A 534-nucleotide genomic window follows, 5' to 3' on the forward strand; every position below is an offset into this window, starting at 1 on the left:
CTGGTTGTTGACCGGGCCGCACTGCGCCGACTGGCCGTTGAACAGCGACAGGAAGCCGGAGCTGTCGCAGCCCATGCGCTTGGCCTGCATGGTGACGCGGTCGAGCTCGGCCTGCTGCCGGGCCGCGGATTCTTCATAGCGGCGGATCTGGTCGGCGCGGGCGGCATCGACGCCGCCGCGGTCGATCGAGGCGAGCTGGGCCTCGAGCCTGGTGCACATCGGATTGACCGGCGCACCGCCCTGCGGCGCGGCCTGGGGCTGCTGACCGTAACCGCCCGGGCTGCCCGGATAGGGCGACTGCGCGCTGGCGGCGGTGGCGAGCAACGCGGCTCCCAGCAAAGCGGCGCCTGCAGGCCACCGGCGGCGGAGGGGACTCGCGGTCAAAAGTCTGTCCGGCATTGAGAATTCCGAGCGGGAGAGGTCGGCGGCGATCCGCCAAATCCCTCGGCAAATCCGCGCGATCAAAGCCGCAGGAGCGACTCCGTCGGCCCGCGGGATGGCGACCTCATAGCCGCTTCTTTCGGCAGCGTCACG

The 534-nt window shown here is 70.8% G+C and carries 1 pseudogene; it reads right to left on the reverse strand.

Annotated features, from left to right (window positions below):
* Window positions 1–399: pseudogene (locus I5M_RS15095) on the reverse strand (hypothetical protein); the annotation flags it as partial.
* Between the last annotated feature and the right edge of the window lie 135 nt (window positions 400–534).

Source organism: Rhodopseudomonas sp. B29 (assembly GCF_000333455.1).
Lineage (GTDB): Bacteria > Pseudomonadota > Alphaproteobacteria > Rhizobiales > Xanthobacteraceae > Rhodopseudomonas.